The sequence below is a fragment of the Cronobacter malonaticus LMG 23826 genome (assembly GCF_001277215.2).
Classification (GTDB): domain Bacteria; phylum Pseudomonadota; class Gammaproteobacteria; order Enterobacterales; family Enterobacteriaceae; genus Cronobacter; species Cronobacter malonaticus.
Genome location: NZ_CP013940.1, coordinates 1,179,279 through 1,203,963 on the forward strand (window position 1 = coordinate 1,179,279; position 24,685 = coordinate 1,203,963).

A 24,685-nucleotide genomic window follows, 5' to 3' on the forward strand; every position below is an offset into this window, starting at 1 on the left:
CACATAAAACAACACCGCCAGCGAGGCTGGCGGTGAGGGATCAGGCGGTCAGGCGGCAGGCGTCCTGCGCGATAACCAGTTCTTCGTTGGTCGGAATGACCATCGCGAGGGTGGTGCCTTCTTTATTGATGAAGCCGGATTTGCCGAAACGCGCGGCCAGGTTGCGCTCGTGGTCAACCTCGAAGCCCAGCACGCCCAGTTTACCCAGGGAGAGTTCGCGAACCATCGCCGCGTTCTCGCCGATGCCGCCGGTGAAGACGACTGCGTCCAGACGACCTTCCATCAGCGCGGTGTAGGAGCCGATGTATTTCGCCAGGCGATGGCAGTAAACGTCCATCGCGCGCTTCGCGTCTTCTTTGGTCGCGTAGTTGTCTTCAACATAACGGCAGTCGCTGGTGACTTCGGTCAGGCCCAGCAGACCGGACTCTTTAGTCAGCAGTTTGTTGATGTCATCAACGCTCATACCCAGCGCGTCGTGCAGATGGAAGACGATAGCCGGGTCGATGTCGCCGGAGCGGGTGCCCATGACCAGACCTTCCAGCGGGGTCAGACCCATGGAGGTGTCAACGCATTTGCCGTTACGGATAGCGGAAACAGAACCACCGTTGCCCAGGTGGCAAGTGATGATGTTCACTTCTTCCACCGGCTTGTTCAGCATTTTCGCGGCTTCCTGGGTCACGTAGAAGTGGCTGGTGCCGTGAGCGCCATAGCGACGGATGCCGTGTTCTTTGTACAGTTTGTACGGCAGGGCATAGAGGTAAGACTCTTCCGGCATGGTCTGGTGGAACGCGGTATCGAACACGGCCACGTTTTTATCCGCCAGGTGCGGGAAGGATTTCAGCGCTTCGGCGATACCGATCAGGTGAGCCGGGTTGTGCAGCGGCGCAAAGGAGGCGGAATCTTTGATGCCCTGAATAACAGTCTCATCAATAACAACGGAACTGGTATACTTTTCGCCACCATGCACGATACGATGACCAATCGCGGTCAGCTGTGCAGACAGCTCTGGTTTTTGTGCCAGAATAGTATTAACGATGAAGTTCAGCGCTTCGCTGTGAGCCGCACCGGCGCCAAGCGCCGCTTCGTGTTTGCCGCCGTCCATTTTCCATTTGATACGTGCTTCTGGAAGATGGAAACATTCGGCCAGACCGGACAGGTACTCTTCACCGTTCAGTGCATCGATGATGGCAAATTTCAGTGAGGAGCTACCGCAGTTGAGAACCAGTACTAACTTACTCGACATGGAAGTACCTATTAATGATACGTGGCTAAAAAAACGTCAGTGAGTCTCTCAGCGTAGCGTAAGATGACGCCGACATTTATGATTAACGTCATAGCGAAGAGAGATTCTGCTGTGACGAAGAAATAAACAGAGTTTACGCCATTTTGCGCAAATTTCCGGCGCGAAAGGCGGCCTTAAAGATTTGACAGCGCGAGCTTTGCCTTCTACGCCATCGCAGGCGCGCACAGGATAACTGATTGCGACTTGTATTGACAAAATATTTTGAACGTTGTCATGGAGAGTTGTTATCTTGCAGGAAAATTTTATTTTTTATTAATGAAGTTGAGGTAAGGCCATGTCGACACCTGAAAATCGCCCCGTAAGCTTTTTTGGCCTGTTTCGTCGTGGGCAACACTATTCGAAGACCTGGCCGATTGATAAGCGCCTTGCGCCGGTCTTTATTGAAAACCGCGTGATCCGCGCCACGCGCTTTGCGATACGCATCATGCCGCCCGTCGCCGTGTTTACGCTCTGCTGGCAGATTGCGCTCGGCGGTCAGCTCGGGCCTGCCGTTGCCACGGCGCTTTTCGCGCTGAGTATGCCGATGCAGGGTCTGTGGTGGCTTGGCAAGCGCTCCGTCACGCCGCTGCCGCCCGGCACGCTGAGCTGGTTTTATGAAGTGCGCACGAAATTGCAGGAGGCGGGGCAGGCGCTCGCGCCGGTGGAAGGCAAGCCCGATTATCAGGCGCTGGCCGACACCTTAAAACGTGCGTTTAAGCAACTTGATAAAACTTTTCTTGATGACTTGTAATTGATCAAAAGACGTTTGGGCAAAAAAAGGCAAAGTAAGGGCAGTATCCCACTTTGATCGGGCTTCGCCTGAAACAGGAGCACACCATGGAAATGACCCATGCCCAGCGTCTTATTCTCTCCAACCAGTACAAAATGATGACCCTGCTCGATCCGGAAAATGGCGAGCGCTATCGCCGCCTGCAAACCATTATTGAGCGCGGTTACGGGTTACAGATGCGCGAACTCGACCGCGATTTTGGCGAGCTCAGCGAAGAAACCTGCCGCACCGTCATCGACATCATGGAGATGTATCACGCCCTCCAGGTCTCCAGATCAAACATGAAAGACGGCCATACCATTGATGAGCGTCGCGTGACTTTCCTGGGCTTCGACGCGGCGACTGAAGCCCGCTTTCTGGGTTACGTGCGGTTCCTCGTCAATACCGAAGGGCGTTACACCCATTTCGACGCCGGTACGCACGGCTTTAACGCGCAAACGCCGATGTGGGAAAAATACCAGCGGATGCTGAAAGTGTGGCAGGCGTGCCCGCGGCAGTACCATTTATGCGCCAACGAAATTATGCAAATTATTAACGCCTGACGGGAGAAGGCTGTGGAATGTAAAGGGTTTTTGTTCGATCTTGACGGTACGCTGGTGGATTCTCTGCCCGCCGTTGAACGCGCCTGGTGTCACTGGGCAGATCGCTTTGGCATCGCGCATGACGAGGTGCTGGGCTTTATTCACGGTAAGCAAGCGATCACGTCGCTGCGTCATTTTATGGCGGGGCACAGCGAAGACGAGATTATGGCTGAGTTTCATCGTCTGGAACAAATAGAAGCGAGCGATACCGAAGGCATCGTCGCGCTGCCGGGCGCGCTGGAGCTGCTGAACCATCTGAACGAGGCCCGCATTCCCTGGGCTATTGTCACCTCTGGCTCTATGCCCGTTGCCTCCGCGCGTCGTGGTGCTACGGGGCTGCCGGAGCCGGAAGTCTTCGTCACCGCCGAGCGTGTGAAGCGTGGCAAACCAGAGCCGGATGCCTATCTGCTCGGTGCTGAGCTGCTGGGCCTTGCGCCTCATGAGTGTGCTGTCGTGGAAGACGCGCCGGCGGGCATTCTCTCTGGCCTTGCGGCGGGTTGCTCGGTGATTGCCGCTAACCCGCCTGCCGATACGCCGCGTCTTGATGAGGCGGCGCTGGTCATAAAATCCCTTACCGAACTGGTACTGGAAAAAGGAGCGGATGGCTGGGTAAGCGTTAAAAAGCAGCCGTAACGGCTCTCCGCCCTCAGGCGCTCTCGCGCCACCTCTCTTTTACGGCGGGTTGCATCCCGCCGTTTTCGTTTCCTCAGGCCGTGATGACAACAAAAGGATACGTTGTGAATGGTGAATTAATCTGGGTTCTGACGCTGTTAGGGGTGGCGGTTTTACTGTTCGCCACCGGGAAAATCCGTATGGACGCCGTGGCGCTGCTGGTGATTGTGGCGTTCATCCTCAGCGGGACGCTGACCGTTAACGAAGCGTTTGCGGGCTTTAGCGATCCCAACGTCATTCTTATCGCCGCGCTGTTTGTGATTGGTGACGGGCTGGTGCGTACCGGTGTCGCGACGAAAATGGGCGCCTGGCTGGTGCAGATGGCGGGCAGTAGCGAAACCCGTATGTTAATCCTTCTGATGCTCACCGTTGCCGGACTCGGCGCGTTTATGAGTTCCACCGGCGTGGTGGCGATTTTTATTCCGGTGGTGATAAGCGTCTGCGCGCGAATGAAAATCGCCCCGTCGCGGTTGATGATGCCGTTGAGCTTCGCCGGGCTTATCAGCGGCATGATGACGCTGGTGGCGACGCCGCCAAACCTGGTGGTGAACAGCGAGCTGCTGCGTGAAGGGCATCCGGGATTTAGCTTCTTTAGCGTGACGCCTCTAGGCCTGGCAATCCTCGCGCTTGGCATCCTCTATATGCTCCTGATGCGTTTTATGCTCGGCTCCGGTGACAGCCGCGAAAAGCCGCAGGCGTGGAACCGCCGCACCTTCCGCGATTTTATCCGCGATTATCATCTCACCGGGCGGGCGCGCCGCCTCGCCATTCGCCCCGGCTCGCCGCTTATCGGCCACCGGCTTGACGATTTAAAGCTCCGTGAGCGCTACGGCGCGAATGTGATAGGCGTTGAGCGCTGGCGTCGTTTTCGCCGTGTCATTGTGGACGTTAACGGTGTGACGGAGTTTCGCGCGCGGGACGTATTGCTTATAGATATTTCCGCATCTGATATCGATTTGCGCCAGTTTTGCAGCGAGCAGCAGCTGGAGCCGATGATCCTGCGCGGCGACTATTTTTCCGATCAGGCGCTGGATGTCGGTATGGCCGAGTTGTCGCTGACGCCGGAAGGAACCATGGTCGGGAAAACGGTACGCGAACTGAATTTCCGCAGCCGCTACGGGTTGAATGTGGTCGGCATTAAACGTGAAGGAAAAGCCCTGCCGGGCGCGATAGTGGACGAGCCGCTGGAGCTTGGCGATTTACTCTTAGTGGTCGGTACCTGGAAGCTTATCAGCCAGCTCGGGCAGAAAAGCCGCGATGTCGTGGTGCTCAATCTGCCGGTGGAAGAGAGCGACGCTTCGCCCGCTCACAGTCAGGCACCGCACGCCATCTTCTGCCTGGCGCTGATGGTGGCGATGATGCTGACGGATGAAATCCCGAACCCCGTCGCCGCGATTATAGCGTGCCTGCTGATGGGCAAGTTTCGCTGCATAAACCCCGAAAGCGCGTGGAAAGCCATTCACTGGCCAAGCATTATTCTTATTGTCGGTATGATGCCATTCGCGCAGGCGCTACAAAAAACCGGCGGGGTGGCGCTTATCGTTGACGGCCTGATGCGCGTCGGCGGCGGCTATGGCCCTCACATGATGCTGGGCTGCCTGTTTATGATGTGCGCGGTTATTGGGCTGTTTATTTCCAATACCGCGACGGCGGTGTTGATGGCACCGATCGCGCTGGCGGCGGCGAAAACCATGGGCGTGTCGCCGTATCCGTTCGCTATGGGCATCGCGATGGCGGCGTCAGCGGCCTTTATGACGCCGGTGTCCTCGCCGGTCAACACGCTGGTACTGGGGCCGGGGAACTACCGCTTCAGCGATTTCGTGAAAACCGGCGTGCCGTTCACGCTTATCGTGATGGTGGTCTGCGTGCTGTTAATTCCTGTGCTTTTCCCGTTCTGAACCGCTCAGAGCGGGGAATCCTAGCTGATTTCATCTAAAGAAAGATGGAAGCTCGGCACGAAAACCTGCATGAAGTAGTCCATTTCGGCGCTGTGCCGCTGTGCCAGCGTTTTTTCCAGACGGCTTTTGGCGAGCAGAAATTCATTGTTGCCCGCCGAAAGCTCTTCCAGACATTTCAGATAGGCGCACAGCGCATCGGCCTGTTTCACCAGCGATTTCTCATCTTCGGTGTAGTGGTGCTCATCAAGCAGCGGGGCGAAGATGTCCTGTAACTCTTCCGGCACCATCGCAATCAGTTTCTGCTGGGCGATTTTCTCGATGGCCTTATATTCATGGGCTATCTGGGAATTGAAATATTTCACCGGCGTGGGCAGATCGCCCGTCAGCACTTCACTCGCATCATGGTACATCGCCAGCAGCGCGATACGCTCGGGGTTCACATTGCCCTGAAATTTGCGGTTTTTAATCACTGCGAGCGCATGGGCGACCATCGCCACCTGCAGACTGTGTTCAGAGACATTTTCAGTGCGCACATTGCGCATGAGCGGCCAGCGATTGATTAACTTCAGGCGAGAGAGGTAGGCGAAAAAATGACTCTGACTCATAAAGATCCCTTGTCTGTAACTGCGACAAAAAACCATTGTGAGGGGAGCGGGGGGAAGATGCAAATCTCCCCCCGAATCGGTTACTGATGGTAGCCGGAAAGGAAGCGGCCCAGCTTGTTAATGGCGAGATCGAGTTCGTCGATGCGCGGCAGCGTTACGATGCGCACGTGATCCGGCCACGGCCAGTTGAATGCGGTGCCCTGAACGAGCAGCACTTTTTCCTGAAGCAGGAAATCAAGCACCATTTTCTGATCGTCGTGAATATTAAAACGCTTTGCGTCGATTTTCGGGAACATATAGAGCGCGCCGCGCGGTTTGACGCAGCTAACGCCCGGAATCTCATTGATTAGTTCCCAGGCGCGGTTGCGCTGCTCATAGAGCCGCCCGCCGGGTACGATAAATTCGCTGATGCTCTGGTAGCCGCCAAGCGCCGTCTGAATGGCATGCTGCGCCGGGACATTGGCGCACAGGCGCATCGAGGCGAGCATTTCCAGCCCTTCGATATACCCTTTGGCGTGTTTTTTCGGCCCGTTCAGTACCATCCAGCCCTGACGGAAACCCGCCACGCGGTAGGTTTTAGAAAGGCCGTTAAAGGTGACGGTGAGCAGATCCGGCGCCAGCGCGGCGATCGAGTGGTGCTGGGCGTCATCGTAGAGGATCTTGTCGTAAATTTCGTCGGCGAAAATGATGAGATTGTGCTGGCGGGCAATCTCAACGATATCCAGCAGCAGTTCTTTCGAATAGACCGCGCCGGTCGGGTTGTTCGGGTTAATGATGACAATCCCACGAGTGCGCGGCGTGATTTTGGCGCGGATGTCATCGAGATCCGGGAACCAGTCTGAGGATTCATCGCAAAGGTAGTGCACCGCTTTGCCGCCGGAGAGCGACACCGCCGCCGTCCACAGCGGATAATCGGGCGCGGGAACCAGCATTTCATCGCCAGTGTTCAGTAGCGCCTGCATTGCCTGGACTATCAGTTCTGACACGCCATTGCCGATATAAATATCTTCTACCGTTACATCGCGCATGTCGCGCGCCTGGTAGTGCTGCATGATGGCTTTGCGTGCGGAATATAGCCCTTTGGAATCGCAATAGCCCTGCGCGGTCGGCAGGTTGCGGATGACATCGACAAGAATTTCGTCGGGCGCGTCAAAGCCGAAAGGCGCCGGGTTGCCGATATTCAGCTTAAGAACTTTTTGACCTTCTTCTTCAAGGCGTTTGGCCTCTTTAAGCACCGGGCCGCGGATGTCATAACAGACATTGTCGAGCTTACTGGATTTTTCGATGGGCGACATAACGTCAGAACCTTACTTGTTTTGCGCTTCCTGCCATGGAAGCCGATGGCCGACAATTTACTCCTCCCGTTCATGCTTTTAAAGCCTTGCCTGAAGACGTCATCTGGTAGTAAAGCTCTACCGGCCTGGCGTTATGTTCCATATAGATTGCTTTTTATTTTATAAAATAGTGTAAAACTAAGTGAGTTGTGCTTTTTGTGCTGGTATAAGTTTTAACTATGGTTGATGCCACCATAAGCGAAAACGTACAACATTAGCGCGTTAATTAATTCACGCGATATGAAATGTACCCCACAGAAAATAGCGAGGGTTTATCACTACGCTTATTGATGCGAAAAGGGTGCGGTATAACGCGCTTTGTAACGATCTTGTTATATGAAAAGACGGAGAAATAATGAATTATTAAATAATATTAATTATTGGTTTTGGCAATGTCTGTAATAGAGTTACGAAAATTTAGAAATTTGCTGGCTTGTATAAGTAAAATCGCATGGAGTCTTAAAAAAAGAACAATTTTGCGATATTATAAACCCCCTGGCGCGAGACGTTTCGCCAGCGCAGCCAGGCCGAAAGGCATCTTTCGGGCAACTGGTTGTTTCCAGAGTCATTCAGGACACAAGTCAGGCATAGTTATATACTCTTCTTTTTCTTTTGTCAGAGTATGTTAAGGTCGCAAAGTCGTTGCTTTTCGCCTTAGCCAACGTAGCCAGATTTTTAATTCAAATCACGGGTCCGCTGTGCAGAATATTTGACATAAAGGCACAACGATAGCAGAAAAAATACCCTTTTACTGTTTTAATAACCAGGGGTTTGAATTAGAAAAGCGCATGGCGGTCTTCCGACGCGGGTTGTGTTAGCCCGGAAGCATGCTTCAAAAGGAATTGCTTTCTTTCCTTTACACATAGCAACAGACGGTGCCCGCTGTGTGCGGTTACCTGAAAGTGATAACAATATGATTAACGCAAATCGTCCGATCTTAAACCTCGACCTCGATCTGCTGAGAACGTTTGTCGCAGTCGCCGATCTGAACACCTTTGCCGCCGCCGCGGCAGCGGTATGCCGTACGCAGTCGGCCGTCAGCCAGCAGATGCAGCGCCTGGAGCAACTGGTCGGTAAAGAGCTGTTTGCCCGCCACGGGCGTAATAAGCTTTTAACCGAACACGGCATTCAGTTGCTGGGTTATGCACGTAAAATTTTGCGCTTCAACGACGAAGCATGCACTTCGTTAATGTATAGCAATCTGCAGGGCGTCCTGACCATTGGCGCTTCTGACGAATCGGCAGATACCATCCTGCCGTATCTTCTCAATCGTATCAGCTCGGTTTATCCGAAACTGGCGATTGACGTGCGCGTTCAGCGTAACCCGTACATTATTGAGATGCTCAACCAGCAGGAGATAGACCTGGTTGTCACCACGCACCAGCCGGAGAATCTGGATTCGCTGGTGTTGCGTACGTCGCCCACGCTCTGGTATTGCGCGGCGGATTACACGCTGCATAAAAATGAAGCAGTGCCGCTGGTGATGCTCGATGAGCCAAGCCCGCACCGTGAAGTGATTATTGAGCAACTCAACGCAGCGAACGTACCGTGGCGTATCTCTTATGTTGCTTCCACGCTGCCTGCTGTCCGTGCAGCCGTTAAAGCGGGCCTTGGGATTACCGCGCGCCCGGTTGAGATGATGAGTCCGGAGCTGCGCGTGCTTGGCGCTTCAGACGGCTTGCCCGTATTGCCGGAGACGCAGTACATGCTCTGTCGCAACACAAATAGCAAGAACGAAATGGCGGAAGTCATCTTCCAGGCGATGGAAAGCCACTATCAACCGTGGCGTTACACCGCAGCGCTTGAAGGCGGCGACGATACGCTGCTGGTACAGGGCGATCTGGAATAAGTTTTCCTGTTTTGTTAAAACGTTGTTAATAAAGCCTCTGGCGGTCGTTCGATCCTCAGAGGCTTTTTTTATACACTTTTAAAACTTAAGTGCTTGTAATTACCACTAATCAAAACACCATTTCATCTGCTCTTTCCTTCAAATAGCCCGCCAGTACGCCCTCACAGTCAGCAGAAAATTTTACTTTTGTTGTTAAAAAGTGAGCGATTTTGTTGTCTTTTTTGCCGGTCAATTAACAAAAGCGTGTCTCAGATCAAGAAAATACTCCCGAGGAGGGGGAGGAATAGTCAGAAATTCCTGCCAAAATAAGGGGTGTTTATGTCTCCTCACTTTTAACGGACACGATTCACCCGCCGGGCTCCGTAGTCTCGCACGCGGCTCACAGGACGCTTAAAGCATCAAATGTTAAGGGTCTTGGGGAGATGTAAACTAATGTTAGGTTTCTTTTGTTAAAGTTGACAAAAGGTTATAGAAAGGAGTAAAAAACCCCATCAATTTGCTGCCTAAGTTATAATTCCGGCAGTTATTGTACGGTTGATTGTTCCTCCCCTTGAATCGATGTGGCGTTCATCTGCCAGCAAGAGCAGAGGCTTTAGCGCCACTTTTGATGAGTAAGCAATGAGTATGTCAACATCCACTGAAGTTATCGCTCATCACTGGGCGTTCGGTATCTTTCTTATTGTTGCCATTGGCCTGTGTTGTCTGATGCTGGTCGGCGCCTGGTTCCTCGGCGGACGCGCCCGCGCCAGGTACAAAAACACCCCGTTCGAATCGGGGATCGACTCGGTCGGCACCGCCCGCTTACGACTTTCTGCGAAGTTCTACCTGGTAGCGATGTTTTTCGTCATCTTCGACGTGGAAGCGCTCTATCTCTTCGCCTGGTCAACGTCAGTTCGTGAAGTCGGCTGGCTCGGCTTTATCGAGGCCGCAATTTTCATTTTAGTGCTACTGGCTGGTCTGGTTTATCTGGTGCGCATCGGCGCGCTGGAGTGGACGCCTTCGCGCTCACGTCGCGAACGTCTTAACACCGAAGAAGCTGGCAGTCTCACTAATCGTCATACGCAGTAACAGCGAGGCAATAAGATGGACTATACGCTCACCCGCATAGATCCCGACGGTGAGAATGACCGTTACCCCCTGCAAAAACAGGAGATTGTGACTGATCCTCTGGAACAGCATGTACACCGCAGCGTCTACATGGGCAAGCTCGAGCATGCCCTGCATGACATGGTGAACTGGGGGCGTAAAAACTCCCTGTGGCCTTACAACTTTGGCCTTTCCTGCTGCTACGTGGAGATGGTGACCTCGTTCACCGCGGTTCATGACGTTGCGCGTTTCGGCGCGGAAGTACTGCGTGCTTCCCCGCGTCAGGCGGATTTCATGGTGGTTGCCGGTACGCCCTTTACCAAAATGGCTCCGGTGATTCAGCGTCTGTATGACCAGATGCTGGAGCCGAAATGGGTTATTTCCATGGGCGCCTGTGCGAACTCCGGCGGCATGTACGATATTTATTCCGTCGTACAGGGCGTGGATAAATTCCTGCCCGTGGATGTGTATATCCCAGGCTGTCCGCCGCGCCCGGAAGCGTATATGCAGGCGCTGATGCTGCTGCAGGAATCGATTGGCAAAGAGCGCCGTCCGCTTTCGTGGGTGGTTGGCGATCAGGGCGTTTATCGCGCCAACATGCAGTCAGAGCGTGAGCGTAAACGCGGCGAACGTATCGCAGTCACTAACCTGCGTACGCCGGACGAAATTTAATTTGCGCCTGCGGGAGGTCGCTTCTCACGTATACCAATAAACGACAGCGAGAAGCCGCCGCCCGACAGTCATCACAGACCATTGGCAATGGTGAACAATATGACCGATTTAACTGCGCAAGACGCCGTTTTGCCTGTGTGGCAGACCAGGGATCACCTCGACGACCCGGTGATTGGCGAACTGCGTAACCGTTTTGGGCCGGATGCCTTTACTGTTCAGGCCACCCGCACCGGTGTTCCGGTTGTCTGGGTCAAGCGTGAACAATTACTGGAAGTTGGCGAATTTTTAAGAAAGCTGCCGAAACCCTACGTCATGCTGTATGACCTGCATGGCATGGACGAGCGCCTTCGCACCCACCGCAACGGTTTACCGGCTGCGGATTTTTCCGTTTTCTACCACCTGCTTTCCATCGATCGCAACCGCGACATCATGCTGAAAGTGGCGCTGTCGGAAAACGATCTCAACGTGCCGACCTTTACCCGTCTCTTCCCGAACGCCAACTGGTATGAGCGTGAAACCTGGGAGATGTTCGGTATTACCTTTACCGGCCACCCGAACCTGCGCCGCATCATGATGCCGCCGACCTGGGAAGGGCACCCGCTGCGTAAAGACTACCCGGCGCGCGCGACGGAATTCGATCCATTTACGCTCACTAAGCAAAAAGAAGAGCTGGAAATGGAAGCGCTGACCTTCAAGCCCGAAGAGTGGGGCATGAAGCGCGGCAACGACACTGAAGATTTCATGTTCCTGAACCTCGGCCCGAACCATCCGTCGGCTCACGGTGCGTTCCGTATCATCCTGCAACTGGACGGCGAAGAGATCGTCGACTGCGTGCCGGATATCGGTTACCACCACCGCGGCGCGGAGAAAATGGGCGAGCGTCAGTCCTGGCACAGCTACATTCCTTACACTGACCGCATCGAATATCTCGGCGGCTGCGTAAACGAAATGCCGTACGTGCTGGCCGTGGAAAAACTGGCGGGGATTCAGGTGCCGGAGCGCGTGGAAGTTATCCGCGTGATGCTCTCTGAACTGTTCCGCATCAACAGCCACCTGCTGTACATCTCGACGTTTATTCAGGACGTCGGCGCCATGACGCCGGTCTTCTTCGCGTTCACCGATCGTCAGAAAATCTACGATCTGGTTGAAGCGATTACCGGTTTCCGTATGCACCCGGCCTGGTTCCGCATCGGCGGCGTCGCGCACGACCTGCCGCGCGGCTGGGATCGCCTGCTGAAAGAGTTCCTCGAGTGGATGCCGAAACGCCTCGACTCCTATGTCAAAGCGGCGCTGAAAAACACCATCCTGAAAGGCCGTTCCCAGGGCGTGGCGGCGTATGACGCCAAAGAAGCGCTGGCATGGGGCACCACCGGCGCTGGCCTTCGTGCCACCGGTATCGATTTCGACGTGCGTAAAGCGCGCCCGTACTCTGGCTATCAGAACTTTGAGTTCGAAGTGCCGGTCGGCGGCGGCATCAGCGACTGCTACACCCGCGTGATGCTGAAAGTCGAAGAAGTGCGCCAGTCGCTGCGTATCCTTGAGCAGTGCCTGAAAAACATGCCGGAAGGCCCGTTCAAGGCGGATCACCCGCTGACCACGCCGCCGCCGAAAGAGCGCACGCTGCAACATATCGAAACCCTGATTACTCACTTCCTGCAGGTTTCCTGGGGCCCGGTCATGCCGGCCAACGAATCCTTCCAGATGATTGAGGCAACCAAGGGGATTAACAGTTACTACCTGACCAGCGACGGCAGCACTATGAGCTACCGTACCCGCGTCCGTACACCGAGCTTCCCGCATCTTCAGCAGATCCCGTCGGTGATCCGCGGCAGCCTGGTGTCCGACCTGATTGTCTATCTGGGTAGTATCGATTTTGTAATGTCTGATGTGGATCGCTAACTATGCACGAGAATCAACAACCACAGAACGAGGCTTTTGAGCTGAGTGCGGCAGAGCGTGAGGCGATTGAGCACGAGAAGCACCACTACGAAGACCCGCGTGCGGCGTCCATTGAAGCGCTGAAAATCGTTCAGAAGCAGCGTGGCTGGGTGCCGGACGGCGCTATCTATGCGATAGCGGAAGTCCTGGGCATTCCGGCGAGCGACGTCGAAGGGGTCGCGACCTTCTACAGCCAGATCTTCCGCCAGCCGGTTGGCCGTCACGTCATTCGCTACTGCGACAGCGTGGTGTGCCATATTACCGGCTATCAGGGGATTCAGTCCGCGATTGAAAAACACCTGAGCATCAAACCGGGCCAGACCACGTTTGACGGACGCTTCACCCTGCTGCCGACCTGCTGCCTTGGCAACTGCGACAAAGGGCCGACCATGATGATTGATGAGGACACTCACAGTTATCTGACGCCGGAAGGGATCCCTGAACTTCTGGAGCAGTACAAATGAAACAGATTATTCGTACTGCCGAAACGCATCCGCTAACCTGGCGTATGCGCGACGACAAGCAGCCGGTCTGGCTTGAAGAATACCGCAGCAAAAACGGCTACGAAGGCGCGCGTAAAGCGCTCACCGGCATGGCGCCGGATGAAATCGTCAATGCCGTGAAAGACGCTGGCCTGAAAGGGCGCGGCGGCGCGGGCTTCTCCACCGGTCTGAAATGGAGCCTGATGCCGAAAGACGAATCCATGAACATCCGTTACCTGCTGTGTAACGCCGATGAAATGGAGCCAGGCACCTATAAAGACCGCATGCTGATGGAACAGCTGCCGCACCTGCTGGTGGAAGGCATGCTGATCTCCGCGTTCGCGCTGAAAGCGTACCGCGGTTACATCTTCCTGCGCGGCGAGTATATCGAAGCCGCCGAGCGTCTGCGCCGCGCTATCGCGGAAGCGACCGAAGCCGGGCTGCTGGGTAAAAACATTCTCGGTTCAGGGTTCGATTTTGAACTCTTCGTGCATACCGGCGCGGGCCGCTACATCTGTGGTGAAGAGACGGCGCTTATCAACTCGCTGGAAGGCCGCCGCGCCAACCCGCGTTCCAAGCCGCCGTTCCCGGCATCCAGCGGTGTGTGGGGTAAACCGACCTGCGTTAACAACGTAGAAACCCTGTGCAACGTGCCGGCCATTCTCGCCAACGGCGTGGAGTGGTATCAGGGCCTGTCAACCAGCGAAGACAAAGGCACCAAGCTGATGGGCTTCTCCGGGCGCGTGAAAAACCCGGGCGTCTGGGAGCTGCCGTTCGGCACCACCGCGCGTGAAATCCTCGAAGAGTACGCGGGCGGCATGCGCGACGGCCTGAAATTCAAAGCCTGGCAGCCGGGCGGCGCGGGGACAGACTTCCTGACCGACGCGCACCTCGATCTGCCGATGGAATTCGCCAGTATCGGTAAAGCGGGCAGCCGTCTCGGCACCGCGCTGGCGATGGCCGTCGACCACGAAATCAATATGGTGTCGCTGGTACGTAACCTGGAAGAGTTCTTCGCGCGCGAGTCCTGCGGGTGGTGTACGCCATGCCGTGACGGGCTGCCGTGGAGCGTTAAAATCCTGCGCGCGCTGGAGCGCGGCGAAGGGCAACCGGGGGATATCGAAACCCTGGAGCAGCTCTGCCGCTTCCTGGGCCCGGGTAAAACGTTCTGCGCCCATGCGCCAGGTGCCGTAGAGCCACTTCAGAGCGCCATTAAATATTTCCGTGACGAATTCGAAGCGGGCATTAAGCAGAGCCCCGGCAACACCCGTGCCATTAATGGTATTCAGCCGAACCTGCTCAAGACGCGCTGGTAAAAGCATTTTGATTAACGCCTGGCTCGCGCCAGGCCAACTGGAAGCATGCTGACTATGGCTACGATTCATGTAGACGGCAAAGAATATGAGGTAGACGGCGCGGACAACCTGCTGCAGGCGTGTCTGTCGCTCGGCCTCGATATTCCTTATTTTTGCTGGCATCCGGCGCTGGGTAGCGTTGGTGCCTGCCGCCAGTGCGCGGTGAAGCAATATCAGAACGCGGAAGATACCCGTGGTCGCCTGGTGATGTCCTGCATGACGCCGGCATCCGATGGCACCTTTATTTCTATTGACGACAACGAAGCGAAACAGTTCCGCGAAAGCGTTGTGGAGTGGCTGATGACCAACCACCCGCACGACTGTCCGGTCTGTGAAGAGGGCGGCAACTGCCACCTGCAGGATATGACCGTGATGACCGGCCATAGCTTCCGTCGCTACCGCTTCACCAAACGTACTCACCGCAATCAGGATCTGGGGCCGTTCATCAATCATGAGATGAACCGCTGCATCGCCTGCTATCGCTGCGTGCGTTACTACAAAGATTACGCTGACGGCACCGATCTTGGTGTGTACGGCGCGCATGACAACGTCTATTTCGGTCGCCCGGAAGACGGTACGCTTGAGAGCGAATTCTCCGGTAACCTGGTCGAAATTTGCCCGACCGGCGTTTTCACCGATAAAACGCACTCCGAGCGCTACAACCGTAAATGGGACATGCAGTTTGCGCCGAGCATCTGCCAGCAGTGCTCGCTGGGCTGTAACACCAGCCCTGGCGAACGTTATGGCGAACTGCGTCGTATCGAAAACCGCTACAACGGTACCGTTAACCACTACTTCCTGTGCGACCGCGGCCGTTTTGGCTACGGCTACGTCAACCTGAAAGACCGTCCGCGTCGTCCGGTTCAGCGCCGTGGCGATGACCTGATCACCCTGAACGCCGAACAGGCGATGCAGGGCGCGGCGGATATTCTGCGCCAGTCGAAGAAAGTCATCGGTATCGGCTCCCCGCGCGCGAGCGTCGAAAGCAACTTCGCGCTGCGTGAACTGGTCGGTGTGGAAAACTTCTATACCGGCATTGCGGCGGGTGAGCAGGAACGTCTGCAACTGATGCTGAAAGTGCTGCGTGAAAGCGGCATCCGCACACCGGCGCTGCGTGAGATTGAATCTTACGATGCCGTGCTGGTGCTGGGCGAAGACATCACCCAGACCGGTGCGCGTGTGGCGCTGGCGGTACGTCAGGCGGTGAAAGGCAAAGCGCGTGAAATGGCGGCGGCCCAGAAAGTGGCTGACTGGCAGATCGCGGCCATCCTGAACATCGGCCAGCGCGCCAAACATCCGCTGTTTGTGACCAATGTTGACAGCACCCGCCTGGACGACATCGCCGCGTGGACTTATCGTGCGCCGGTGGAAGATCAGGCGCGCCTCGGGTTTGCCATCGCTAACGCGCTGGACGCCGCATCGCCTGCGGTGGAAGGGCTGGATCGCGACCTGCAAAACAAAGTGGACGTGATTGTGCAGGCGCTGGCAGGGGCGAAGAAGCCGCTGATTATCTCCGGCACCAACGCCGGCAGCGTGGAAGTGATTGAGGCGGCCGCAAACGTGGCGAAGGCTCTGAAAGGCCGCGGCGCGGATGTCGGTATCACCATGATCGCCCGCGCGGTTAACAGCGTCGGTCTCGGCATGATTGGCGGCGGTTCGCTTGACGACGCGCTGAACGAGCTGGAAACCGGCAGCGCTGACGCCGTTATCGTGCTGGAAAACGATCTGCACCGTCACGCCTCGGCGGCACGTGTGGACGCAGCGCTGGCGAAAGCGCCGCTGGTGATGGTGATTGACCATCAGCGCACCGCGATTATGGATCACGCGCATCTTGTGCTCTCCACCGCGAGCTTCGCCGAAAGCGACGGTACGGTCATCAACAACGAAGGCCGCGCGCAGCGCTTCTTCCAGGTGTATGACCCGTCTTACTACGACAACACCGTGACCATGCTGGAAAGCTGGCGCTGGCTGCATTCGCTGCACAGCACGCTGGAAAACCGTCATCCGGACTGGACGCAGCTCGATCACGTAATCGACGCCTGCATCGAAAAACTGCCGCACCTGGCGGGCATTAAAAACGCCGCGCCGGACGCGACGTTCCGCATCCGCGGCCAGAAACTGGCGCGCGAACCGCATCGTTACAGCGGTCGCACTGCGATGCGCGCGAACATCAGCGTTCACGAGCCGCGCCAGCCGCAGGATAAAGACACCATGTTCGCCTTCTCCATGGAAGGGAACAACCATCCGGACGCGCCGCGTTCTCAGGTGCCGTTTGCCTGGGCGCCAGGCTGGAACTCCCCGCAGGCCTGGAACAAATTCCAGGACGAAGTGGGTGGCCACCTACGTCATGGCGATCCGGGCGTGCGTCTCATTGAGGCGGGCGAGGGCGCTATCGACTACTTCACGACCGTACCGCAGCGTTTCGCGCCGCAGGATGGTCAGTGGCGTATCGCGCCTTACTACCATCTGTTTGGCAGCGACGAGCTGTCGCAGCGCTCACCGGTCTTCCAGAGCCGCATGCCGCAGCCGTACATCCGCCTGAATCCGGCCGATGCCGCGAAGCTCGGCGTCAACGCGGGCGCGAAGGTCTCCTTCAATTACGAAGGCCAGACCATCACGCTGCCGTTGCAGCTCTCTGAAGGGCTGACGGAAGGGCAGGTCGGTCTGCCGATGGGCATGCCGGGCATCGCGCCTGTCATGGCTGGCGCTCGTCTTGAAAATCTGCAGGAGGCTGCGCAATGAGTTGGTTGACACCGGATGTTATCGAGATCCTGCTCAGCATCCTGAAAGCGGTGGTCATTCTGCTGGTGGTCGTGAGCTGCGGCGCGTTCATGAGTTTTGGCGAGCGCCGCCTGCTCGGCCTCTTCCAGAACCGTTACGGGCCGAACCGTGTAGGCTGGGGCGGTTCGCTCCAGCTGGTCGCGGACATGATCAAGATGTTCTTTAAAGAGGACTGGATCCCGCGCTTCTCCGACCGCGTTATCTTTACGCTGGCACCGATGATTGCGTTCACCTCGCTGCTGCTGGCGTTCGCGATTGTGCCTGTCAGCCCGACCTGGGTCGTGGCGGATCTCAATATCGGGATCCTCTTCTTCCTGATGATGGCGGGCCTTGGCGTTTACGCGGTGCTGTTCGCAGGCTGGTCGAGCAACAACAAATACTCGCTGCTGGGCGCAATGCGCGCCTCCGCGCAGACGCTGAGCTACGAAGTGTTCCTCGGCCTCTCCCTGATGGGTGTTGTTGCGCAGGCCGGGTCGTTCAATATGACCGACATCGTCAACAACCAGGCGCACCTCTGGAACGTTGTTCCGCAGTTCTTCGGCTTTATCACTTTCGCTATCGCGGGCGTTGCGGTGTGTCACCGTCACCCGTTTGACCAGCCGGAAGCAGAGCAGGAACTGGCTGACGGTTACCACATCGAATATTCCGGCATGAAGTTCGGTCTGTTCTTCGTGGGCGAATATATCGGGATTGTGACCGTTTCTGCGCTGATCGTGACGCTGTTCTTTGGCGGCTGGCAGGGCCCCTGGTTACCGCCTTTCATCTGGTTCGCGCTGAAAACCGCGTTCTTTATGATGATGTTTATTTTGATTCGCGCCGCATTACCGCGTCCTCGTTATGACCAGGTAATGTCCTTCGGCTGGAAAGTGTGCCTGCCGCTGACGCTTATCAATCTGCTGGTAACCGCGGCTGTCATTCTCTGGCAGACAGCGGCATAAGGGGTGAGAAAACCATGACATTGAAAGACATAGTGGTTGGTTTCGGCACCCAACTACGCAGTATCTGGATGATTGGCCTGCACGCGTTTTCCAAACGCGAAACGCGCATGTATCCGGAAGAGCCGGTTTATCTGCCGCCGCGCTACCGCGGCCGTATCGTGCTGACGCGCGATCCGGACGGTCAGGAGCGTTGTGTGGCCTGTAACCTCTGTGCGGTCGCCTGCCCGGTGGGCTGTATCTCTCTGCAAAAAGCGGAGACCGTAGACGGTCGCTGGTATCCGGAGTTTTTCCGCATCAACTTCTCACGCTGCATTTTCTGCGGCATGTGCGAAGAGGCTTGCCCGACCACCGCTATCCAGCTGACGCCGGATTTCGAGCTGGGCGAGTTTAAGCGCCAGGATCTGGTGTATGAAAAAGAGGACCTGCTGATCTCCGGTCCGGGCAAATACCCGGAATATAACTTCTACCGGATGGCGGGTATGGCAATCGACGGCAAAGATAAAGGCGACGCGGAAAACGAAGCCAAACCTATCGACGTCAAAGGCCTGTTACCTTAAGGAGTCAGGAATGGAATTCGCTTTTTATATCTGCGCCCTTGTGGCGGTCCTGACCACCGCCCGGGTGATCACCCACAGCAATCCGGTACACGCGCTGCTGTACCTGATTATCTCGCTGCTGGCGATCGCAGGCGTCTTTTTCTCACTCGGCGCTTACTTCGCCGGTGCGCTGGAGATCATCGTCTACGCAGGCGCCATCATGGTGCTCTTCGTGTTCGTGGTCATGATGCTGAACCTCGGCGATTCCGTGGTGCGTCAGGAGCGCGAGTGGCTCAAACCGCAAATCTGGATTGGCCCTGGCATTCTCTCGGCGGTTCTGCTGGTGGTGATTGTCTACGCCATTCTGGGCGTCAACGATCAGGGCATTGAAGGCAACCCGATTAGCGCGAAAGCCGTCGGTAAAGACCTGTTCCAGACTTACGTACTGGCGGTCGAACTGGCTTCCATGCTGTTGCTGGCGGGCCTGGTCGTGGCCTTCCATCTTGGCCGCGAAGAGAAAGCGGGCGATGTGGTAAGCGTGCGCGGCGGGGCTCCGTCGGACGCATCGAAAAGAAAAACGGAGGAGCGCGCATGATCCCGTTACAACATGGACTGATCCTGGCGGCTATTCTGTTCGTCCTGGGTCTGACCGGTCTGGTTATCCGCCGCAATCTGCTGTTTATGCTGATTGGGCTGGAAATCATGATTAACGCCGCCGCGCTGGCCTTTGTGGTCGCTGGCAGCTACTGGGGTCAGACCGACGGTCAGATAATGTATATCCTGGCGATTAGCTTAGCCGCGGCAGAAGCCAGTATCGGCCTTGCGCTGCTGCTGCAACTCCATCGTCGTCGCCAGAACCTGAATATCGATTCAGTAAGTGAGATGCGTGGATGAACCTGCTCGCATTAACCATTATTTTGCCATTGATTGGCTATATTCTGCTTGCCTTCTCCCGTGGTCGCTGGTCGGAAAACCTCTCCGCGACGGTTGGAGTCGGCTCTGTGGGACTGGCGGCGCTGGTCACCGCTTACGCTGGCATTGATTTCTTTAATAACGGCAAGCAGGCGTTTTCTCTGCCGCTGTGGACCTGGATGTCAGTTGGCGATTTCAACATCGGCGTCAACCTGGTGCTGGATGGCCTTTCGCTGACCATGCTCTCCGTGGTCACCGGCGTAGGCTTCCTGATCCACATGTTCGCGTCCTGGTATATGCGCGGCGAAGAGGGCTATTCCCGCTTTTTCGCGTACACCAACCTGTTTATCGCGAGCATGGTTGTGCTGGTGCTCTCCGATAACCTGCTGCTGATGTACCTCGGCTGGGAAGGCGTGGGCCTGTGCTCCTATCTGCTGATCGGTTTCTACTATACCGATCCGAAGAACGGAGCCGCCGCGATGAAAGCGTTTGTCGTGACCCGTGTAGGTGACGTCTTCCTCGCGTTCGCGCTGTTCATCCTCTACAACGAACTGGGCACGCTGAACTTCCGTGAAATGGTTGAACTGGCACCGCAGCATTTTGCCAACGGCAATGAAATGCTGCGTTGGGCAACGCTGATGCTGCTTGGCGGCGCGGTCGGTAAATCCGCACAGCTTCCGCTCCAGACCTGGCTTGCGGACGCGATGGCAGGCCCGACGCCGGTTTCCGCGCTGATCCACGCGGCGACCATGGTGACCGCGGGCGTTTACCTGATCGCCCGTACCCACGGCCTGTTCCTGCTGACGCCGGACGTGTTGCATCTGGTTGGTATCGTAGGTGCCATTACGCTGGTGCTGGCGGGTTTCGCCGCGCTGGTGCAGACCGACATCAAACGTGTTCTCGCGTATTCCACCATGAGCCAGATTGGCTACATGTTCCTGGCGCTTGGCGTTCAGGCGTGGGATGCGGCGATTTTCCACCTGATGACGCACGCGTTCTTTAAAGCGCTGCTGTTCCTCTCGTCCGGTTCCGTCATTCTGGCGTGCCACCACGAGCAGAACATCTTCAAAATGGGCGGCCTGCGTAAATCCATTCCGCTGGTTTACGCCTGCTTCCTGGTGGGCGGCGCGGCGCTTGCGGCACTGCCGGTCGTGACCGCAGGCTTCTACAGTAAAGATGAAATTCTGTGGGGCGCTGCTGCCAACGGCCATAACTACTTAATGCTGGCGGGTCTGGTTGGCGCGTTCCTGACGTCCATCTATACCTTCCGCATGATTTTCATCGTGTTCCACGGCGAAGAAAAAATTCACGCACACGCAGGGAAGGGGATTACCCATCATCTGCCGCTTATCGTGCTGCTGGTGCTTTCGACCTTTGTCGGCGCGCTGATTACGCCGCCGCTGGCGGGCGTATTGCCGGAAAACCACTTCGGTCACGACGGCAAAATGGCGCTGGAAATCACCTCTGGCGTAGTGGCGATTGTCGGTATCCTGATCGCCGCCTGGCTGTGGCTTGGCAAGCGTACGCTGGTCACCGCCGTCGCCAAAAGCGCGCCGGGTCGTTTCTTCGGCACCTGGTGGTATCACGCCTGGGGCTTCGACTGGCTGTATGACAAAGTCTTCGTTAAGCCTTTCCTGGGTATCGCCTGGCTGCTGCAACGCGATCCGCTGAATGCGCTGATGAACATTCCGGCCATCCTGTCCCGCTACGCAGGCCGCGGTCTGCTGCTGAGCGAGAACGGCTACCTGCGCTGGTATGTGGCGTCCATGAGCGTCGGTGCGGTAGTCGTACTGGTGTTGCTGATGGTGTTGCGTTGATTCATAAGTGAATTTTAAAAGAATTCGTTGAAAATCAAGTCCGAAAGGACAGGCCTTATCAGCGAAGCCACCGTGGAAACTCTCTGCGCGCAGCGGGATTCACGGTGGCGAGTAAGATAGCCTGAGCTGGACTTAAACAAGGAACAAAAATCGCCATGTTACTACCCTGGCTAATACTGATTCCCTTTATCGGCGGCTTCCTGTGCTGGCAGACCGAACGCTTCGGCGTCAAGGTGCCGCGCTGGATTGCGCTGATCACGATGGGACTGACGCTGGCGCTCGGCCTGCAACTCTGGTTGCAGGGCGGCTACTCCCTGACGCAATCCAGTGAGTTTCCGAAGTGGCAGGACCAGTTCATTCTCGACTGGATCCCGCGTTTTGGGATCACCATCCATTTAGCCATCGACGGGCTGTCGCTGCTGATGGTGGTACTGACGGGCCTGCTCGGCGTGCTGGCGGTGCTCTGCTCCTGGAATGAAATTGAAAAATATCAGGGCTTCTTCCATCTCAACCTGATGTGGATCCTGGGCGGCGTGATCGGCGTGTTCCTCGCCATCGACATGTTCCTGTTCTTCTTCTTCTGGGAAATGATGCTGGTGCCGATGTACTTCCTGATTGCCCTATGGGGTCATAAGGCATCGGACGGTAAAACGCGTATCACCGCGGCGACCAAATTCTTCATCTATACCCAGGCGAGCGGTCTGGTGATGTTGATTGCCATCCTGGCGCTGGTATTTGTGCACTACAACGCCACTGGCGAGTGGACGTTCAACTACGAACGCCTGCTGAAAACGCCGATGTCTCACGGTGTCGAATACCTGCTGATGCTCGGCTTCTTCATCGCGTTTGCGGTGAAAATGCCGGTGGTGCCGCTGCATGGCTGGCTGCCGGACGCGCACTCTCAGGCGCCGACCGCGGGCTCCGTTGACCTTGCGGGTATTCTTCTGAAAACCGCGGCCTACGGTCTGCTGCGCTTCTCGCTGCCGCTGTTCCCGAACGCTTCCGCAGAGTTCGCCCCGATCGCCATGTGGCTTGGCGTGATCGGCATCTTCTACGGCGCGTGGATGGCCTTTACCCAGTACGACATCAAACGTCTTATCGCATACACCTCCGTTTCCCACATGGGCTTTGTGCTAATCGCCATCTACACTGGCAGCCAGCTCGCTTATCAGGGCGCGGTGATCCAGATGATCGCTCACGGTCTTTCCGCGGCGGGTCTGTTTATTCTGTGCGGCCAGCTTTATGAGCGCCTGCATACCCGCGATATGCGCCAGATGGGCGGTCTGTGGAGCAAAATCAGATGGCTGCCGGCGCTGTCGATGTTCTTCGCCGTGGCGACGCTCGGTATGCCGGGCACCGGTAACTTCGTCGGCGAGTTCATGATCCTGTTCGGCAGCTTCCAGGTGGTGCCGGTGATTACCGTCATCTCGACCTTCGGTCTGGTGTTCGCGTCTGTTTACTCGCTGGCGATGCTGCATCGCGCGTACTTCGGTCAGCCGAAGAGCGAAGCGGCGCGTCAGGAGATTCGCGGTCTGTCGCCGCGCGAGCTGTTTATGATCCTGCTGCTGGTGGTGCTTCTGGTACTGCTGGGCTTCTATCCCCAGCCAATTCTGGATACATCCCATTCGGCGATGAGCAATATTCAGCAGTGGTTTACCGATTCTGTTTCAACTACAAGGCCGTAATTCGCCATGACAATAACTACTCAACAATTGATCGCGCTGCTACCGCTGCTGATCGTCGGATTGACGGTGGTAGTTGTGATGCTCTCCATTGCGTGGCGACGTAATCACTTCCTCAATGCCACGCTGTCTGTTGTTGGCCTGAACGCCGCGCTGCTGTCGCTGTGGTTCGTGGGTCAGGCGGGAGCGATGGACGTCACGCCGCTGATGCGCGTGGACGGTTACGCCATGCTGTATACCGGCCTGGTGCTGCTGGCGAGCCTCGCCACCTGTACCTTCGCCTATCCGTGGCTGCAGGGCTACAACGATAACAAGGAAGAGTTTTATCTGCTGGTGCTGATCGCAGCGCTGGGCGGTATTCTTCTGGCGAACGCCAATCATCTGGCGTCGCTGTTCCTGGGTATCGAGCTTATCTCTCTGCCGCTGTTTGGTCTGGTCGGTTACGCATTTCGTCAGAAACGCTCGCTGGAAGCGGCCATCAAATACACCATTCTGTCTGCCGCAGCGTCGTCCTTTCTGCTGTTTGGTATGGCGCTGGTGTACGCGCAGTCCGGCAGCCTGTCGTTCGTCACGCTCGGTAAGAGCCTCGCGGACAACATGCTGAGCGAGCCGCTGCTGCTGGCGGGTCTGGGCCTGATGATTGTCGGCCTGGGCTTTAAACTCTCTCTGGTGCCGTTCCATCTCTGGACGCCGGATGTCTACCAGGGCGCGCCTGCGCCGGTTTCCACCTTCCTGGCGACCGCGAGCAAAATCGCTATCTTCGGTGTGGTGATGCGTCTGTTCCTCTATGCGCCGGTAGGTGACAGCGAGGCGGTGCGCGTGGTGTTAGGCGTGCTCGCCTTCGCCTCCATCATCTTCGGTAACCTGATGGCGCTGACCCAGACCAACATTAAGCGTCTGCTCGGTTATTCATCCATCTCCCATCTGGGCTACCTGCTGGTCGCGCTGATTGCGCTGAAAAGCGGCGATATGTCGATGGAAACCGTGGGCGTTTACCTGGCAGGTTATCTCTTCAGCAGCCTCGGCGCGTTTGGCGTGGTGAGTCTGATGTCCAGCCCGTATCGCGGCCCGGACGCGGATTCGCTCTACTCCTACCGCGGCCTGTTCTGGCACCGTCCGATTCTCTCGGCCGTAATGACCGTGATGATGCTGTCGCTGGCGGGTATCCCGATGACGCTCGGCTTTATCGGTAAATTCTACGTGCTGGCCGTCGGTGTACAGTCCAACCTGTGGTGGCTGACCGGTGCGGTAGTCGTGGGTTCGGCGATTGGTCTCTACTACTACCTGCGCGTGGCGGTGAGTCTGTATCTGAACGCGCCGCAGCAGCTCAACCGCGATGCGCCGTCTAACTGGGCATACAGCGCGGGCGGCGTCGTGGTGCTGATTTCCGCACTGCTGGTGCTGGTGCTGGGTGTCTGGCCGCAGCCGCTGATTACGCTGGTGCAGCTGGCGAAACCGCTGATGTAAGCTTTGTG

The 24,685-nt window shown here is 56.6% G+C and carries 21 protein-coding genes; 18 read left to right on the top strand and 3 right to left on the bottom strand.

The features are described from left to right. Nucleotides 1-40: 40 nt before the first annotated feature. Nucleotides 41-1,243: an acetate kinase gene (ackA, locus tag AFK66_RS05555; RefSeq protein WP_007776802.1), complete on the bottom strand. Its 1,203-nt coding sequence runs from the start codon at nucleotides 1,241-1,243 to the stop codon at nucleotides 41-43. Between the two features lie 334 nt (nucleotides 1,244-1,577). Here ackA and yfbV point away from each other — a divergent pair, with 334 nt between their 5' ends. From yfbV to AFK66_RS05575, 4 genes are all read left to right on the top strand, one after another. Beyond that, complete coding sequence (gene yfbV, locus AFK66_RS05560; RefSeq protein WP_007776800.1) at nucleotides 1,578-2,033, top strand: terminus macrodomain insulation protein YfbV; 456 nt, start codon at nucleotides 1,578-1,580, stop codon at nucleotides 2,031-2,033. An 86-nt stretch (nucleotides 2,034-2,119) separates the two neighbouring features. Then, nucleotides 2,120-2,614, top strand: coding sequence for a YfbU family protein (locus tag AFK66_RS05565; protein ID WP_007776798.1), 495 nt, complete (start codon nucleotides 2,120-2,122; stop codon nucleotides 2,612-2,614). Nucleotides 2,615-2,626: 12 nt separating this feature from the next. Beyond that, nucleotides 2,627-3,286 (top strand): sugar phosphatase, encoded by a 660-nt coding sequence (locus AFK66_RS05570; RefSeq protein WP_007776794.1) that lies wholly within the window; start codon nucleotides 2,627-2,629, stop codon nucleotides 3,284-3,286. 104 nt (nucleotides 3,287-3,390) lie between these two features. Then, the gene (locus AFK66_RS05575) at nucleotides 3,391-5,223 is read left to right on the top strand and encodes an SLC13 family permease (protein WP_007776791.1); all 1,833 of its coding nucleotides are present in this window, start codon (nucleotides 3,391-3,393) and stop codon (nucleotides 5,221-5,223) included. A gap of 20 nt (nucleotides 5,224-5,243) precedes the next feature. Here the strand turns inward: AFK66_RS05575 and yfbR are convergent, their stop codons facing one another. Both yfbR and alaA read right to left on the bottom strand, forming a co-directional pair. Next, nucleotides 5,244-5,828 carry a 5'-deoxynucleotidase gene (yfbR, locus tag AFK66_RS05580; RefSeq protein ID WP_007776789.1) on the bottom strand — a complete coding sequence of 195 codons (585 nt, stop codon included), beginning with the start codon at nucleotides 5,826-5,828 and terminating at the stop codon, nucleotides 5,244-5,246. Nucleotides 5,829-5,908: 80 nt separating this feature from the next. Further along, nucleotides 5,909-7,123 (bottom strand): alanine transaminase AlaA, encoded by a 1,215-nt coding sequence (alaA, locus tag AFK66_RS05585; protein ID WP_007776788.1) that lies wholly within the window; start codon nucleotides 7,121-7,123, stop codon nucleotides 5,909-5,911. A gap of 952 nt (nucleotides 7,124-8,075) precedes the next feature. Between alaA and lrhA the strand changes: the two genes are divergently transcribed. From lrhA to nuoN, 14 genes are all read left to right on the top strand, one after another. Further along, the gene (gene lrhA, locus AFK66_RS05590; RefSeq protein ID WP_032968327.1) at nucleotides 8,076-9,011 is read left to right on the top strand and encodes a transcriptional regulator LrhA; all 936 of its coding nucleotides are present in this window, start codon (nucleotides 8,076-8,078) and stop codon (nucleotides 9,009-9,011) included. Between the two features lie 618 nt (nucleotides 9,012-9,629). Further along, nucleotides 9,630-10,079 carry an NADH-quinone oxidoreductase subunit NuoA gene (gene nuoA, locus AFK66_RS05595; RefSeq protein WP_007776781.1) on the top strand — a complete coding sequence of 150 codons (450 nt, stop codon included), beginning with the start codon at nucleotides 9,630-9,632 and terminating at the stop codon, nucleotides 10,077-10,079. A gap of 15 nt (nucleotides 10,080-10,094) precedes the next feature. Next, on the top strand, nucleotides 10,095-10,769 hold the full coding sequence (locus AFK66_RS05600) for a NuoB/complex I 20 kDa subunit family protein (RefSeq protein ID WP_004388648.1): 675 nt from the start codon (nucleotides 10,095-10,097) through the stop codon (nucleotides 10,767-10,769). Between the two features lie 87 nt (nucleotides 10,770-10,856). After that, nucleotides 10,857-12,668: an NADH-quinone oxidoreductase subunit C/D gene (gene nuoC, locus AFK66_RS05605; RefSeq protein WP_023898361.1), complete on the top strand. Its 1,812-nt coding sequence runs from the start codon at nucleotides 10,857-10,859 to the stop codon at nucleotides 12,666-12,668. A gap of 2 nt (nucleotides 12,669-12,670) precedes the next feature. After that, nucleotides 12,671-13,171: an NADH-quinone oxidoreductase subunit NuoE gene (nuoE, locus tag AFK66_RS05610; protein WP_004388650.1), complete on the top strand. Its 501-nt coding sequence runs from the start codon at nucleotides 12,671-12,673 to the stop codon at nucleotides 13,169-13,171. Continuing rightward, a complete protein-coding gene (nuoF, locus tag AFK66_RS05615) occupies nucleotides 13,168-14,505 on the top strand; it encodes an NADH-quinone oxidoreductase subunit NuoF (protein ID WP_004388651.1) in 1,338 nt (445 codons plus the stop codon). The genes nuoE and nuoF overlap by 4 nt, the downstream gene beginning before the upstream one ends. Before the next feature lie 54 nt (nucleotides 14,506-14,559). Beyond that, nucleotides 14,560-17,286, top strand: a complete 2,727-nt coding sequence (nuoG, locus tag AFK66_RS05620) for an NADH-quinone oxidoreductase subunit NuoG (protein ID WP_007776771.1) — start codon at nucleotides 14,560-14,562, stop codon at nucleotides 17,284-17,286. Next, nucleotides 17,283-18,263 (top strand): NADH-quinone oxidoreductase subunit NuoH, encoded by a 981-nt coding sequence (nuoH, locus tag AFK66_RS05625; RefSeq protein ID WP_007699968.1) that lies wholly within the window; start codon nucleotides 17,283-17,285, stop codon nucleotides 18,261-18,263. The genes nuoG and nuoH overlap by 4 nt, the downstream gene beginning before the upstream one ends. 14 nt (nucleotides 18,264-18,277) lie before the next feature. Continuing rightward, the gene (gene nuoI, locus AFK66_RS05630) at nucleotides 18,278-18,820 is read left to right on the top strand and encodes an NADH-quinone oxidoreductase subunit NuoI (RefSeq protein ID WP_004388259.1); all 543 of its coding nucleotides are present in this window, start codon (nucleotides 18,278-18,280) and stop codon (nucleotides 18,818-18,820) included. Nucleotides 18,821-18,830: 10 nt separating this feature from the next. Next, entirely contained in the window at nucleotides 18,831-19,394 is a 564-nt protein-coding gene (nuoJ, locus tag AFK66_RS05635) for an NADH-quinone oxidoreductase subunit J (RefSeq protein WP_007762766.1), read from the top strand. After that, nucleotides 19,391-19,693 (top strand): NADH-quinone oxidoreductase subunit NuoK, encoded by a 303-nt coding sequence (nuoK, locus tag AFK66_RS05640; protein ID WP_004388260.1) that lies wholly within the window; start codon nucleotides 19,391-19,393, stop codon nucleotides 19,691-19,693. Before nuoJ ends, nuoK begins: the two co-directional genes overlap by 4 nt. Further along, nucleotides 19,690-21,528 carry an NADH-quinone oxidoreductase subunit L gene (gene nuoL, locus AFK66_RS05645; protein ID WP_007699963.1) on the top strand — a complete coding sequence of 613 codons (1,839 nt, stop codon included), beginning with the start codon at nucleotides 19,690-19,692 and terminating at the stop codon, nucleotides 21,526-21,528. Before nuoK ends, nuoL begins: the two co-directional genes overlap by 4 nt. 155 nt (nucleotides 21,529-21,683) lie before the next feature. Then, nucleotides 21,684-23,213: an NADH-quinone oxidoreductase subunit M gene (gene nuoM / locus AFK66_RS05650; RefSeq protein ID WP_007776766.1), complete on the top strand. Its 1,530-nt coding sequence runs from the start codon at nucleotides 21,684-21,686 to the stop codon at nucleotides 23,211-23,213. Between the two features lie 6 nt (nucleotides 23,214-23,219). Further along, nucleotides 23,220-24,677 carry an NADH-quinone oxidoreductase subunit NuoN gene (nuoN, locus tag AFK66_RS05655; RefSeq protein WP_007776765.1) on the top strand — a complete coding sequence of 486 codons (1,458 nt, stop codon included), beginning with the start codon at nucleotides 23,220-23,222 and terminating at the stop codon, nucleotides 24,675-24,677. The last annotated feature ends 8 nt before the right edge of the window (nucleotides 24,678-24,685 follow it).